At 45.9% G+C, this 15,155-nt stretch carries 7 protein-coding genes; all 7 read left to right on the top strand.

Features of this window, described 5'->3' with window-relative positions; translation table 11 throughout:
- Window positions 1–5 precede the first annotated feature (5 nt).
- The 7 genes from RUMAL_RS04485 to RUMAL_RS04515 are packed head-to-tail and all read left to right on the top strand — an operon-like array spanning window position 6 to window position 15,155.
- Window positions 6–3,323, top strand: a complete 3,318-nt coding sequence (locus RUMAL_RS04485) for an AMP-binding protein (RefSeq protein ID WP_013497583.1) — start codon at window positions 6–8, stop codon at window positions 3,321–3,323.
- Window positions 3,313–4,887 carry a condensation domain-containing protein gene (locus tag RUMAL_RS04490; protein WP_013497584.1) on the top strand — a complete coding sequence of 525 codons (1,575 nt, stop codon included), beginning with the start codon at window positions 3,313–3,315 and terminating at the stop codon, window positions 4,885–4,887. Before RUMAL_RS04485 ends, RUMAL_RS04490 begins: the two co-directional genes overlap by 11 nt.
- A gap of 56 nt (window positions 4,888–4,943) precedes the next feature.
- Window positions 4,944–5,702: a thioesterase II family protein gene (locus RUMAL_RS04495; protein WP_013497585.1), complete on the top strand. Its 759-nt coding sequence runs from the start codon at window positions 4,944–4,946 to the stop codon at window positions 5,700–5,702.
- Entirely contained in the window at window positions 5,692–8,133 is a 2,442-nt protein-coding gene (locus tag RUMAL_RS04500; RefSeq protein ID WP_013497586.1) for a non-ribosomal peptide synthetase, read from the top strand. Before RUMAL_RS04495 ends, RUMAL_RS04500 begins: the two co-directional genes overlap by 11 nt.
- Entirely contained in the window at window positions 8,130–10,157 is a 2,028-nt protein-coding gene (locus RUMAL_RS04505; RefSeq protein ID WP_013497587.1) for a beta-ketoacyl synthase N-terminal-like domain-containing protein, read from the top strand. Before RUMAL_RS04500 ends, RUMAL_RS04505 begins: the two co-directional genes overlap by 4 nt.
- Entirely contained in the window at window positions 10,154–14,050 is a 3,897-nt protein-coding gene (locus tag RUMAL_RS04510) for an AMP-binding protein (protein WP_013497588.1), read from the top strand. Before RUMAL_RS04505 ends, RUMAL_RS04510 begins: the two co-directional genes overlap by 4 nt.
- 22 nt (window positions 14,051–14,072) lie before the next feature.
- Window positions 14,073–15,155, top strand: a complete 1,083-nt coding sequence (locus tag RUMAL_RS04515) for a saccharopine dehydrogenase NADP-binding domain-containing protein (protein ID WP_013497589.1) — start codon at window positions 14,073–14,075, stop codon at window positions 15,153–15,155.

The raw sequence follows: 15,155 nt of genomic DNA on the forward strand, positions 1-15,155 counted from the left end.
ATTACATGAAACATTTATATGAACAAGAGGTACTGCTTTCTGATCCCGGCCTTCAGGATGAGATCAGTTTCTGGGAAGAGCAGTTTAAAGGTGAATGGGAACTGTCGGAGATAAGGGCAGAAGCAAACGAAAACGAAATGGGTTTCCGTGAGATCCGTTTTGAACTTGAAGCGAAAGCTGCTCAGCGTCTTCACGAGATATGCAGAGGATCGGCACAGGCAGAATATATTGTTTTTCTGAGTATTGTATCTGTGCTGGTTTCACGCTATACAGCGCTCCCGGATGCGGCATTCAGTGTCCCTCTGATGACACATGATCCAGATCAGATAAACGATTATCTGCTGCTGCATACGGAGATCGATCCCACGGATACGCTTAAATCACTGCTTAAACGCGTCACAGCCAATATTAAAGAGCTGTACGCACATCAGAATGCACCACTGCTGGCACTTCTGAAAAGAAACGGACGCATCAGCAGCAGCGAATATGTTATGAAGATCTGTGTGTGCAGTGAATTGCTGCAGGATAAAGGGATCTTTGAAAAACATGGATGCGGGGTAGGTTTTTCGATACTGACGAAGGATCATAATACGACAGCGGGTATCACTTATCGCAAGGATTTGTATCCTCAGTCCATGATGGATACAATGGCAGATGTTTTGCAGGATCTTTGCTGTGAGATGATCATGCATCCTGATCAGCGTGTGAAGGATCTCCGACTGCTGGGAGATGAAAAAATCACAGACAGTATGTTCTGGGGTGAGCAGTTTCAGTATGAACCTGTCGGATTTTTGCAAAAATTCCGTGAACACGTACAGGCACATCCAGAAAAAAATGCTTTGATAGACGATACCTGCAGCTATACATACGAAAAGTTGGACCGATTTTCAAATCAGATCGCTCATTTTGTTAAAAACTATGCTTCGGGACAAACGGAGGAGCGCGTTGGTATACTGATAGAAAACTCCGTGCTGCAGGCGGCTGCTGTACTGGGTGTCATGAAATCCGGATGCGTATATGTGCCGATCGATGTCAAGCTGCCTTTTGACCGTATAAGAGTCATGCTGGAGGATGCATCGATCTCTGTAGTCCTTACTACCTCACGCTATCTGGATATGGTGAATAAACTTCAGTGGGAGTGCAGTACGTTCCGTACGTATGCTTGCCTTGACCGCGATGATCTGTACGAACTGGAGGAGATCCACTCCAATCCGCTTATGAACAAGAACATATGGAATATAGTTGCCCGCAGTGCACAGGACAGCATAGGGCAAGGCGGATGGACAAGTTCCTACACAGGTGAATTGTTCTCCGAACAGGAGATGAACGAATACAGTGAGAATACTGTACGAAAACTGATCCCTTATCTCACAAAGGATACCCGTGTGCTTGAGATCGGCTGTGCATCAGGACTGACAATGTTCCGTATCGCTCCGTATGTCTGCTATTATTACGGTACTGATCTTTCGGAAGAAACCATTCGTAAAAATCTTGAATATATCGAACAGGAGAAAATATCCAATATCGGGCTGGAAGCAGTGCCTGCTGATCTTATCGGTCAGATAGCGCAGAAGGACTTTGATATAGTGATCATCAACAGTGTGATCCAGTGTTTCAATGGATATAATTATCTGCGAAAGGTTTTGAAACAAGCTGTTTCCCGCATGAAACCCAAGGGGATACTGTATCTGGGAGACTTGATGGATCAGGACAGAAAGGCGGCGCTGATAGACTCTCTGAAAGCATATCAGAAGATCGATCCGAGTGCGAAGACCGACTGGTCGGAGGAACTGTTTATATCAGCCGATTTTCTGCGTGATCTTCGTTTTGAGATGCCTGTCATCACACAGGTGGATACATCTGATAAATACTACACTATTGAGAACGAACTGACTATGTTCCGGTTTGATGCTATACTGCATATCGATCAGAATAACACAAGCATCCCCGCAGGGACAAAAACCAGAAATCAATTCGGTATCGGGGAGATCCTCTCCGAGGATCCAATGGCGCCCGAAACGTTGCCGGAACTGGATGCCACTGCATATATGATATATACCAGTGGCACCACCGGACTTCCCAAGGGTGTTATGCTTTCGCACCGTTCTTTGGAGAATCTCTGCGTATACAGCCGTGAAGCTTTTGCGATGCATGAAGACAACAGAATGACACGCTATGCGAATTTTGCATTCGATGCATCAGTCTGGGAACTGTTACCATCACTGTATGCAGGCGGTACGGTATTTGTATTGCCGGATTCACTGCGTTATGATATGAAACGTCTTTCTGCATTCTTTGCAGATCATCAGATCACCCATTCATTCCTGCCGACACAGGTCGCTGAGCAGTTTATGGAACTGGATCATACATCGCTTCAATGCCTGTTGGTGGGCGGTGATAAGCTCACAAATATCCATCGTGTTCCATATCGCGTGTTCAATAATTATGGCCCTGCTGAAAATACAGTAGTATCTACCACTTATCGTATCCGAGGAGATGAGCAGATCATTCCGATCGGCAGACCTATATTCAACACAGGTGTGATCGTGACTGACTGTTTCGGGCATCTTCTGCCGATGGGCGCAGTTGGTGAACTTTGCTGCCTTGGCAGAGGTGTAGCTAAGGGATATCTGAACAACGAAACGGAAATGAAAAAGCGATTTGTTCGCTGGAATTCAAGCGATATGATATGCTACAAAACAGGTGACAGAGGACGATACCTCTCTGACGGTAATCTGGAGTTTCTCGGACGCATTGATCGTCAGGTCAAGATACGCGGTTATCGCATCGAGATGGAGGAGATCCCGTCCACACTTCAAAAAAGCGGATATGTCAAGGATATTGTTGTTAAGGCTCTGGAGGATCAGACACATAATACTTATCTGGCTGCTTACTATGTCTTGAAGGAAAGCTGCAGGGATATGGATGCAGAATTGCTGAAGGCTTATCTGCTGGAACATCTGCCGCATTATATGGTACCTGAAGTATGGGTGAAAATGGATGAGATCCCTCTGACAGCCAATGGAAAGGTTAATTATCAGGCTTTGCCACGTCCTGAAGTGACACGGAAATTATCTCAGGACAAACCGCGAAATGAAGAAGAAGCATACCTTTGCGCTGTGTGGAAAAAGATACTGGAACGTGAGGATATCGGTATTTATGACAATTTCTTTGATCTGGGCGGAAATTCCCTGAAAGCGATCATGTCCATTTCGGAAATGTCGGATCACTGTGATCTGGAGATCGGAGATCTGTTCCTTTACCAGACTATCAGCGAACTGGCTGCATTTCTGAAGAAAGAAGGAAAGATCTATGGAGCATAAGATCGAGAAGCTGATCTGTGAGATCCTGGGAATATCGGAATTCGGTGAACAGGACGATTTCTTCCTGAAAGGCGGCGGATCTCTTGAAGCGATTAAGCTTCGGAACTGTATACGGACAGAGCTTGGCTGCGATATCTCATTGGCGGAGATCTTTCGCCATGCCGATCTTTCTTCAATAGCTTCAGCGTGCCGACCTCTTGAAGTGCAGCAGCCTGAAGAAGGAACAATTCCTGTTCGTGCTGGAGAGCTTTCCCTGGAACAGGAAGGTATCTGGATGTATGAAAAAATGTATCCGTCAGATTATTTCCGACTGACAGCTATACAGGAAGTACAGGGAGAGATCGATGTTGAAAGATTACAGCTGGCGATCAAGCAGACCGTTCAAAATCATGAGATGCTTCGTGCTGAGGTGCGTCTGGGTAAAGACGGCTTGCCGATGATACAGATACAAGAGTCATTTTCACGAACGCTTGAGATCCTCAACTGGTCGAAAATGCCATTCGTCAGTGATAAGTCGGTGCACGATGCTGTAAAAATGATCGCCTTATCACTGGATATGGAAAAAATCGAAAAAACAGCGCGGTTTGTTCTGATCAAGCTGCCGCAGCACCGTTCATTCCTTACTATAGGGATACATCATCTTTACAGTGATGAAGCTTCTTTTCAGGTGATCTTCCGCGAGATATGGGATCGTTACCAAAATCGGACTGTACGTGATGCCGATCGTTATACAACGTATATTATGGAGGAACGACGTACCGGTAAATTACAGGTGCGCTCAGAAAAAAGAGAGAGACTTGAACGTCTGGCAGAACAGCTGTATCTGGAAATACCTTGTTCAGGAACAGTTAAGCCTGGAGAATTTTCGACATTTGTTAAGGATGTACGGATATCAGATACGTATCTGCAAGATTTGCAGCTGATGGCACGCAGCCGAAATCTGACGATGCATACTCTGTTTCTCGGGGCATTTCAAATTCTGCTGCATCAACTGACGGGTGCTGATCTGATCAGTGTCGGGATTCCGGTCAACAGCCGAATGGATGATCGTTTTTCAGATACCTGTGGTCTGTTTGTGCGTGAGACCCTGATCATACAGGAGATCTCAGAAGCGGATAGCTTTATTACGTTTTGCGGTAAGTTGCAACTAACTGTCGTGGATCAGATCATGGATGCTTCTGTGCCATTTGAACGTCTTATCCGAGATCTGAAACACGAAAAACTGCTGCGTACTCTTCCTAATCATCTGCATTTCAATTATATAGAGGAAACTTGTCGGAAAGATACTAAGAATGGATCACCGCATATCAGTGCGATACGATTTGCGGAAACAGGACATCTTTGTGACTTAGGCCTTATTGTTGAACGTCAGGAGTCTCGCTGTAGGATCGCACTGGTCGCAAATAAGAACTATCTCAGCGAAAGTCTGCTGGAAGGGTATGCCGATCAATTCATGACACTTCTGCAAACCATTGTCGAAGGCGGTATGGATCGACCCATTTCAGAACTTTGTCACGTTCACAGTTCTGATGAAGATGAGATCGAAGCAGACTTTTCCTTTTGATAGCCGGTACGGTATATTTATAAGTCAGAATCAGCTTAACATCTGGAGGAGAAACTATGTTAAAGCATTGGTTTAAATACGAAACAGAATACGAGCAGAAAAATGTAAATCTCATTTGTTTTTCCCACGCCGGAGGGAGTGCAAGAGCATATATTCCTTGGAAACAGTACCTCCCCATAGAAGTCGGACTGCTGCCTGTGCAGCTTCCGATGCGTGAAAACCGCATTAGGGATAAGATGCCGGAAAACATCCAGAGCATTGTAAAACAGATCGTTGATGAAAATACTGAAGTCTTCAAAAAGCCCTTTGCACTTTTCGGACACAGTCTGGGCTCATTCTTCGCCTTTGAAACGGCTGTCTATTGTCAGGAAAATCTTGGAGTAGAACCTGAGGCGATGTTCGTTTCAGGGACGGTCGACCCTGCGCATTCAAAGGAAAAAGGAAAGATGCTGGATCTGGATGACGGTAAACTGCTGCGTACTCTCCTGAACTTCGACGGAACGGAGCAGCAGCTTCTGGAAAACAAAAGCTTCCGTGATTACCTGCTGCCGATCCTCAGAACAGATTTCAGACTGTTCAGGGAATACAAGAACACAGCGCAGCAAGTCCATTGTCCTATTTACAGTTACAGTGGCTCGCGAGATCCGTTTGCTATGACAGGAGAAGTTGAGAAATGGCGAAATTTTACCAATGCCCAGTATAGCCATAAGGAATTCACAGGAGGGCATTTCTATATGAACCAGCATACGGAGGAGCTTTGTCATGATATTCTCCGCAAGCTGAAACTGACAGGAGGGATCCGAAATGCAGTCTGAACAGCAATGGCTGCCGTCTGATGCTGAACATATATCCGGCAGCACGATACAGCGAGCCAATTTTGCATTGGATAAAGAACTTTCCGATGCTTTGCTTGCTATATCCAATGGAAAAAGCGCTGTCCTGAAAATCCTGATCTGGACAGCATACAATATTTTTCTGAACCGGCTGACAGGACAGAAACAAGTAATATGCAGGTTGTATCAAAAAGGAGATCTGTGTTCCTATACAGTGGATATTGACGAAACGCGAACCATTCGGGAACAGCTGAATTATCAGTTGAAGCTCTGGAAATGTGAAGATACTGCTAATGACGGAATGATAGGCGCTGCGATACTGATGCAGAATGAAATAAAGGATACGGAAAGTCCTTACAGTATTGTGTACAGCAGCGATACGGTAAGCTGGATATATAACGAAGCATCATATTCAAAGGAACGTATCAGATACTATGGTGAAAAATACCTTAAGATCCTTCGTGAAATCCTGGTTGATCAGTATATTCCTATCAGCAGTATCGAATGGTATGATCAGGAAGAGCTGGAAGCATTTTCACGTTCGGAAAACGGCTTCAGGAAGGCGATAGATAGTTCTGGATCATTTCTTGTACGTTTGCAGAAACAAGCGCAGGCATCACCTGAACGTATCGCAGTTTTTCATCGTGACGGGAATGTGACCTATCACGAATTGCTATGTATGGCGGAGCATATACGACAGGAACTTTTGCGCAGCGGCTGCGGTGCGAAGGAAAAGATCGCTGTATTCTGTGCACATCGTCCGTTCACTATTGCTGCGATCGTTGCTATTGCAGCAATTGGGGCATTTTATGTTCCTGTGGATGACCGCACACCACCACAGCGAGTTCAGGAACTCTTGACTGAAAATCGTATCCGTGTTCTTTTATGCGAATCGGGGGACAGTCCGCAGGCAGATGGGATCTGTATCCTGCAGGTCTCTTTGGATCGCACTGAGATACCCATTCCTCCTGCAGAAGATGAGCAGACAGGATATGTGATCTTTACTTCCGGAACTACAGGAAAACCCAAGGGCATCCTGATCGATGAACCTAAGCTTATGAACCTGTGTGTCTGGTATGCAGAAACCTTCGGGATAGATCAGAACAGCCGTGTGATGCTCCTCAATAACTTTAATTTCGATGCATCAATAAAAAATCTGTACACGCCGTTGATGCAGGGAGCTGCTGTGGTATGCACGAAGAATGGTTTGTTCAATACATTTGAGATCATTGAAGATATACGTCAGTTTCAGGTCACGCATATAAACTGTGTCCCTTCGCTGATGGCAGCCATTCTGGATACTGCAAGACATGAGAATTTCAGACATCTTGAAAGTGTACAGGACACAATTCTGGGCGGTGACGTATTTGAATGCGGACCGCTGCGTCTTTGGGCAGGTGCGGAGAATTGTCACAGTACATTTGCTAATGTCTATGGCCCTGCAGAATGCACCAGTGTTTCTACCTTCTGCTGTATTGATCGGAGCGAAGTGCTTCAATCTGATAAAACGCCGATCGGAAGACCGATCTATAATAAAAACGTCTATGTACTTAATGATACACTGCGGCGTGTTCCGATGGGAACAGTCGGGCAGATATTTATTTCAGGCTTAGGGGTGATCACTGGGTATGAAACCGCAGTGAATGAGCAGGCACGTTTTATGCAGGCTCCCTGGGATTCAGATGAGCTGTTGTATGCAACAGGAGATCTTGGTGCATGGGATGAAAACGGAGAACTATTGTATTTTGGAAGAAACGATAATCAGCTGAAAGTCAACGGACAAAGGATCGAAGCGGAAGAATTGGAGATCCGTGCGCAGTCGTGCAGAGAGATCGAATCCTGCATAGTACGTCTTTGGAAAGATGAAGGCAACAATGGACATCTTGTGCTGTACTATACTGTAAGTCCCGGAGTCAAGGGGACAGCAAAAGAAGAGATACGTTCATATCTTCGCAGTATTTTCCCGCCGTCACTGGTGCCTCAGCAGTATGTCTGCCTGGAAAAGCTTCCGTTGACAGCAAATGGCAAAAAGGACAGAGATCATCTTCCGATGCCTGTGCAGGAACACACAGAACCTTGCATTTCTGATGCAAGCGAGCTGGAACAGAAGATACTTGAGGCGTGGAGACTTACACTTAACAGGCAGGATATTTCACTCAAGGAACATTTTTTTGAAGCCGGCGGTTCATCGCTTCTGCTATATAAGTTAAAATCAGAGATCGACCGTATCCTTGGTACGGACATCGAACTTGTATCGCTGCTCAATTATACAACGGTGAAGGAACAGGCAGTCTGGCTTTCCGGAAAGGATGAAGTTAAGACCGCAACGCTACAGTCTGAACCTGAGATCATGATACAGCGCAGCCAGATCCGCTCTAAGAGAAAACAACTGTTGAGAGGAGGGAAACCTTGAAATTTGATGAAATTGCCGTGATCGGAATGAGCTGTTGTTTCCCTAAGGCAGATACGATCGATTCCTTCCGCACTATGCTCTGTGAGGGCAAGGATGCTGTGCGAAGGATCTCTCAAAATAAGAAGTCAAGATACGGATACACTGACAGGATAGATGAGAAAGAATATGCTTTTCTGGAAACCGAAGATCATTTTGATCCGGAATTTTTTGGAATTTCTGAAACCGAAGCACTGGAACTCACCGCTGTTGGACGAAATCTTCTGAAGCTTTGCGTGCAGGCGGTTGAACAAGCCGGCTATTCGTTGGATGAACTGAAAGAACATCGCACCGGTCTGATAGTGAGTCTGTCTGAAGAAGAACTGACTGATCAGACAGATCTGCTGTCAGGAAAAGGCGGAATGGTGCTTGGTAAGATCGCACATTATCTTGGGGGCATTCATAAGGCTTATCTCGTAGATACGACTTGTACTTCGGCTTTGACGGCGATCCATCAGGCTTGCACTGAGCTGAGGGCAGATGAATGCGATATGGTAATTGCTGCATCATTTCATCTGACGCAGTTTCGGAATACTCCCCAGGGCTATCGCTGTGTGGAGGAACTGACGAAGATCGCATCACCGGATTTCCGCTCCTATCCGTTCCAGGAGCGTGCGAACGGAACGGGGATCGGTGAAGGCGGCGGTGCTGTTTTACTGAAACGAATATCGGATGCCATCAGAGATCGTGATTCTGTCGATGCAGTCATCTGTGGGTCTTCAATGGCTTACACAGGAAGTGAAAAGACAGATCTTTCGATCCCTGAGGAACGTACGCTGCTCAGGAATGTGACGGAAGCTATGAAGTATGCCGATGTTAAAGTATCGCAGATAGGTTCCATTGAAGCGCATGGGACAGGTACAAAGATCGGTGATGCCATAGAGCTCCAGGCTTATGCAAAGGCATTGACAGGCAGTGAAAGGAAATGCAGGATCACTGCTGTCAAATCCAACATCGGTCATCTGGAACATGCTGCCGGCATGGCATCATTTATTAAAATGGTCCTGCAAGTATCAGAGGGTAAGCATTATCCGATCTGTGGTTTTCATGATAAAACTACAGCAGTAGCATGGGAGAACTCAACCCTGCTGCCTTGTGATACACTTCTTGATTGGGATGAGGAGGAACGCTTTGGTATTGTAGGAAGCTATGCGATGAACGGCAGCTGTGTACATATGGTGATGCGGAACGCCAAGAAACAGCAGGTAGATGAAGTTGTGCAGCGTCCTTGTGTTCTTCGGCTTTCTGCACAAGCGCATGATCTTCTTGAAAAACTGATCGACTCATGCTGTACAGCACTTGGAAGTTTACCGCAGCAGGATCTGGCTGATTTTGCATTCACCATGAATACTGGTCGTCCAAAATGCAAATATACAGCAGCAGTCACAGGTTCTACCTGTGAGGAGATGATACAAGCCTTACACAGCTGTCAAACGGAAAAGATCACAGAACGGCTGAAAGCAACAACAGTCGTTTTATTGTGTTCAGGATCGGGAGAAACAAAAGCACAGACTCCTGAAGAATATGTCAAGGAGAAATTCAGGCAGATCAGTTACTTGAGAGATCTGGGCATCCCGGTCCATTCGGTGCTGGGATGCGGTCTGGGTAATGTTGTTGTAAGACATTGGCAGAATAACAGCATATCGGATGAAGAACTGCAGAGTGATATAGAACGTTGGAAAGATCAGAATGGCTGTAATGAAGAAAAATTTCTACAGTATATACACAAACAGACATCTGGCGGGGCTGTTATCTATCTGACCGCAGAAGAAGGGCTGCTCGGCAGTCTTTTAGAGCATGACGGCACAGCGGAACTGGTACGGCTGGAGAAAATAGCAGGAGCGGAAAAACTCCTTCAGATACTTTGCAGCAAAGGTGCAGATATCGACTGGCATATGTATTACCGTACTACAGGTCAGCATCTTCGTCGTATCGCAGTCCCTGCCAGTCCGCTGAAAGACAAAATAATATGGAGGAATATGCAGTGAAGCAATTATTGTCAGTATTAAGATCGCTGTCACAGATCAAGGATCTGCGCGTTAAGCGAACAGAAAACGGTGAGACCGAGATCTATCTGCTAGCAAAAGAGCCGGTTCCGGATGCGTACCTTTCCTATCTGAAACATCAGGAGCCGGATGCAGATACCATACGAATATATAAAGTGGATGAAGCTGCATTCTGCGGCATCAGCAGTGAACTGCAGGTATCTGTGGACGATCTCGAACAGGTACAGGCAAAGCTTTCTTCAAATGTCTTTTTTGAGCAGGAATTCTTCCCGTGCGAGGATAATCTTTGTATTCCCGACCTTACGCAGTACCCGGTCAGCTTTGAGAACAAGGCTAACAGCAAAAAAGCTATCTGCCATGGACGCGGTGACATCAGTTCTGAACTTGAAAAATTCCGTATCGGAGATCTGTCGCAGTTCCTGTTTCGCGCTGCAAAGTCAGATCAGAAGGTCGTTTTCATCAAGGCAGACGGTTCAGTTACGGAAGAATCGTATTCACTCCTTCTGGAACGCGCTAAGCGTATTGCGATGCAGGTACGCAAGCTTCCATACGGCAATTATCCGGTCCTGATGTTTCAGTTTACCGATAATCAGGATTTTATAGAAACATTCTGGGGATGCGTCCTGTCGGGTATCGTTCCTGTGCCTGTGCAGACCTGTGCGAATTATGGGATTGCTGATGCAAACACATCACGTGTTTATAATATCTGGAAGATCCTTGATAAACCCCCGATAATCACTTCGGATGCTCTTTACGGCAGTATGCTGGATATACAGGAAGTATATAAAGAACAGATGCAGATATTCCCGTTCAGCTGCCTGATGAAGGAGAACGATGAACCGTTTGAGCATATCGAACGCCCGATCGACGATCTGGCACTTATCATGTTCACATCAGGTAGTACGGGATTGCCTAAAGGCGTTAAGCTTTCACATTTTAACCTGATCTCGCAGGTCATCGGTCAAGTATCACTGAACGGATTTACGTCCGCGGATATCAGTATGAACTGGATGCCGCTGACGCATGTAGGCGGTATCATTTATTTCCATCTTCGTGATGTGTATCTGTGTGCCTTGCAGGTACATGTGGATACAGATCTGGTGCTGAAGAATCCGCTTTCATGGCTTGATATAATTGATGAGTACCGTGCGTGTATCACATGGTCACCGAATTTTGCATATAAACTGATCGTTGATGCACTGGAATGCGGCGATGTACACAAAGAATGGGATCTTTCCTGTATGCATACGTTCCTGGACGGCGGAGAAGCAGTAATAGCAGAAGTGGGACTTGCCTTCTTGAAGGGATTAAAACCATTCGGACTCAGGTCAACGGCATTCGTACCTAGTTATGGTATGTCGGAAACATCATCTGGTGTCATATATTATTTCGGATTTAATGAGGATACTATCCGCCCGACTGATAATTTTGTACCTGTCGGTGAGATCGTTCCGGGTGACAGTGTGCGTATTGTCGATGAACACGATCAGCTCAAATGCGAAGGTGAGATCGGACGATTCCAGGTGAAAGGCAATACTATCACCAAGGGGTATTTCAATAACGAGAAGGCGACCCGTGAAAGTTATACTGAAGACGGCTGGTTCAATACCGGAGATCTTGCATTCATCAAAGACGGAATGCTTTCGATCACGGGACGTGAAAAGGATGTCATCATCATAAATGGTGTGAACTACTACAATCATGAGATCGAGAGCGAACTGGAAACTCTGCAGGAAGTCAGGAGTTCTTTCTGTGTGGCAGGTGCTGTCACCGTGGTACCCGGAACTCCGGAAAAACTTCTTATACTGTACAGTGCTCAGGAAATATCCGATGATGTACTGCTGGAGCAGTCTGATGATACTATGGCGTACATTGATCGAGTAAATGAGAAGATACGTCGCGACCTTGCTAAAAACTTTAATCTGTTTCCTCATGATGTGGTTTGTATACCGTCATTTGAGATACTTAAAACGGATATCGGCAAACTGCAGCGCAAAAAGATGATCGAACTGTACCTGAAGGGAATGTACAGAAAATATACCGACTCTGCTGCGGGAATATCCACTTCGGAAACGGACGAGAAAAACAAACCGCTGATGACCAGGATCTGGCAGGAAAAGCCCTGCACCCATGAGGCGGAGCAGGACTGTACGGTACTTCTTGTCGGAACGATAAGGGGATCAATTCACTCTTTGATTGAAGATAATTATACTAAGGTACTTCCGTTCAGTAAATATGATACACTGCCTGCAGATACGCACGTATCCGTGATCATGGACTTCGGACAGGACAGCGATATTCACACTAAGATCACCATTCTTCAGGATACTGTCCGCTCGCTGGAAGAATATGGACTTGATCGGGTAGTGCTAAATGTTTTCACAAGCGGAGGATTCTATGCAAAACCGGGAGACAGTGTGAATGAAAATGCTGTATTCAACGGGATCCTGCAAAGCTATCAGATGGAAAACGGAAATATATTTGTCAAGCAGATCGATGTGGCGGAAGGCGATATGTTGCCGGGTGCTGAAGAGATCACGCAGACTAACGACCATGTTATAGTCTACCGCAGCGGTGTCAGATATGTTCCGTATCTTGTGTCAGCAGATGTGGATACATCTGTCACACAGCCGATCACAGAAGGCGGTCTTTATCTTGTTACCGGTATAACAGGCGGTGTGGGAAGAAAGATCACGTCCTTCCTGGCAAGAAACTATAACTGCCGTTTTATTGCTGTAGGCAGAAAGTCTGAGGAAGCTGCACGAGAGATATTCCGCAGCGAGCAAATGGATGAAAGTGTTCTTGCGTACCGAAACATCGAGCTTTCAGATACGGATCAGCTTTCTTCCTTTGTTGCTGATGCAGAGCAAATGGATGGAAGTACCCTCGCAGGTATACTGCATTTTGCAGGCAGCGTATCCGAACTGCATGGCGGCAGAGATCATTGGGAAGAGTTCCGATTGCATTTTCTGGTATCCGAAACGATGGGATCCTTCGATGAGGCATTGGCGCCAAAGGGATATGCGGTTTCATCTCTTTGCAAGCTGCTTGAAGGCAGACCTGATTGTCGTATGCTTCTGCTATCGTCGGTAAATGCATTTTTCGGAGGTTCCTCGCTTGCAGCTTATTCAGGTGCGAACAGTTTCCTTAATGAAATGGCATTGTCTTGTATGGAAAAGCATCCTCAGGTGTACTGCATCAATTTTGCAAATCTTTCTAATATAGGAATGTCAGCCGATATCCCCGACGGTCTTAAAGAATCATCGAAGAAGAACGGTTTCTATTTGCTGACACTAGAAGAAGCAGCTAGCGTTATGTTGTATGTGCTGGCGCATCATATCCGTTTCTCGTTCTATGGCATCAATTTACAGAATCGGAATATGCAGCAGTTCTGCTGCGAGCCGATGCAGCAGCGGATCATAGCTTATCTGCCCAAAGCACAGGAACCCGGACAGATCTCATCGATCCTTGGCAATACCGCAGAACTTCGCTTTGGCAGGCTGGCTGACTATGAAGTTCGTATACAATCTCTTCACAGTCGTATGCCGCAGTTGGAGGCGTGGAAGGATACTCTGCGCAGCAGAGGATTATTTGCTTCGGCAAGCAGACTTCTTCAGCCGTCAACTGAAACAGAACAGGCAATTTATAACATCTGGAAAGAGGTATTGCAGATCGAAGATTTCGGAATAGATAAGTCCTATTTCACCATTGGCGGAAACTCTCTGAACAGTTTCCGTACGCTTGAGAAGATGAACCGACATTTCAATACAGAACTGACAATAGCAGATTTCTTTACCTACAATTCGGTACAGGAGTTTGCTGAATTACTTGACCAAAGATCAAAGAATGACAATCAGGAGGAGGGCATGTTCTGATGAAAGCCCGGAAGGAGCATAAATGAAACGAATTGCCATATTAGGTGCATACGGGACAGTCGGACGTGAGGCACTGCAGCATCTGTACAGTACAGGGGATTATGAGTTATATGGGTTAGTCAGACAGCCTGAACGTGTGAAGGAGGATCCGTTCTTTGACGCTATGCCTGATGTCCGCTGGGAAAGGCTGGATATCACAGAGAATGAGCGATTGACTGATGCGATCTGCGGAATGGATGTTGTTCTGAATACAGTTTCCTGTTCAGGTAAGTACAGCAGAAAAATAGCAGAACTATGTGCCGAACGGAATACAGCCTATGTGGATGCAGGTATCCCGGATAATATCGGTGATCTGTCAGGACAGTCAGATAAAACTTTACTGTATGGCGCAGGTGCTTTGCCCGGATTGTCTTCAGTACTGGGGGTATATGCTGCACAGGGATTTGATACTGTCAGCGGATATCAGCACATCGCATCGATACACGGTGCATTCTCGTACGGTGCAGCTTATGATTATCTGCGTGGTGTCAGCGGAGAATACGGCGGACATCCTGTGAAGAAAACGGAACTTCCTCTGCTGGGCTGTACTGAGATCATGCAGTATACAGATGACGAGACACACTATGTTCTGCAAAAGATCGGCTGTCCGGACGGAAAACATTATGTCACGCTCGGATCACGTAAGTTATATGCTACGATCGAACGGGCAGTTTTGCGCTTTGAATCAGATCCTGAAGGTGCAGCTCGTGAACTGGTGACTTACAGTCAGCTATACCGCGTTCGTTCTCAGGAACATATGGCATTCATTATAGAGGTGCAGGGGACAACGGAGCAAGGGATACAGCAGACGAGAACTCTGCTTATGAAATACGATTCAGCGGCAGCACTCACAGGACTGTCTTCAGGACTTAGCACTGAAATTGCTGCAAATGCATCACAGCCGATAGGTGTATGCAGTCTGACACACTTCCCCGACGATCCGCTGTATGCCAAGGAAATGCCGCGGATACTTCGGGCGATCGATGAAAACAGACACAAGGTCGTATTTGAGACCTGCGCGTGCAGTATCAACGAGTGGATGCAGGAAAGTGAAGGGGAAATCTAA

The sequence above is a fragment of the Ruminococcus albus 7 = DSM 20455 genome (assembly GCF_000179635.2).
Classification (GTDB): domain Bacteria; phylum Bacillota; class Clostridia; order Oscillospirales; family Ruminococcaceae; genus Hominimerdicola; species Hominimerdicola alba.

Coding starts and splice junctions, on each gene's coding strand:
- RUMAL_RS04485 (WP_013497583.1), top strand. CDS start 6: ATGAAACATTTATATGAACAAGAGGTACTGCTTTCTGATCCCGGCCTT.
- RUMAL_RS04490 (WP_013497584.1), top strand. CDS start 3,313: ATGGAGCATAAGATCGAGAAGCTGATCTGTGAGATCCTGGGAATATCG.
- RUMAL_RS04495 (WP_013497585.1), top strand. CDS start 4,944: ATGTTAAAGCATTGGTTTAAATACGAAACAGAATACGAGCAGAAAAAT.
- RUMAL_RS04500 (WP_013497586.1), top strand. CDS start 5,692: ATGCAGTCTGAACAGCAATGGCTGCCGTCTGATGCTGAACATATATCC.
- RUMAL_RS04515 (WP_013497589.1), top strand. CDS start 14,073: ATGAAACGAATTGCCATATTAGGTGCATACGGGACAGTCGGACGTGAG.